Source organism: Wenjunlia tyrosinilytica, from assembly GCF_014646055.1.
Taxonomy (GTDB): Bacteria; Actinomycetota; Actinomycetes; order Streptomycetales; family Streptomycetaceae; genus Wenjunlia; species Wenjunlia tyrosinilytica.
Map to the genome: position 1 here is coordinate 1 of NZ_BMMS01000153.1, position 785 is coordinate 785.

The 785-nt window shown below is 67.0% G+C and carries 1 protein-coding gene; it reads right to left on the bottom strand.

What is annotated here, in order from left to right:
- On the bottom strand, positions 1–785 hold a 785-nt coding region (locus tag IEY86_RS35985), incomplete at both ends, for an IS256 family transposase (RefSeq protein ID WP_189136099.1).

The following is a 785-nucleotide window of genomic DNA, read 5'->3' on the forward strand; positions in this document are numbered from 1 at the left end:
CCTTGACCGCCCGGCGGATTCGCGCGTTCACCGACTCGATCGCGTTCGTCGTGCAGACGATGCGGCGGATCTCGGTGCCGAACCGCAGGAAGGGAGTGAACTCCTCCCAGGCGTTCTCCCACAGCTTCACGATCGCCGGATACTTCCGGCCCCAGGCGTCGGCGAACTCGGCGAACCGGTCCAGGGCGGCCTCCTCGGTCGGCGATGTGCAGACGGGCTTGAGGACACGCGCGATCTTGTCCCAGTCCTGCCGGGCGGCATAGCGGAAGGAGTTCCGCAGCAGGTGCACGACGCAGGTCTGCACAATCGTCCTGGGCCAGACGGTCTCGACCGCGTCGGGCAGGCCCTTCAGGCCGTCGCAGACAAGCATGAGGACGTCGCTGACGCCGCGGTTCTTGATCTCGGTGAGGATGTGCAGCCAGTGCTTGGCGCCTTCACCGCCGTCGCCGGCCCACAATCCCAGGATCTCCCGCCGGCCCTCTGTGGTGACGGCCAGGGCGACATAGATGGGCCTGTTGGCGACCGCGCCGTCACGGATCTTCACGTGGATGGCATCGATGAAGACGACCGGATAGACGGCGTCGAGCGGTCGGCTCTGCCACTCGGCCATGCCCTCCAGCACCTTGTCGGTGATGGTGGAGATGGTCTGGCGCGAGACCTCGGCGCCATGGACCTCGGCCAGGTGGGCCTGCACCTCGCCGGTGGTCAGGCCCTTCGCGGCCAGCGAGATGACCATCTCGTCGACGCCGGTCAGGCGTTTCTGCCGCTTCTTGACGATCTTCGGC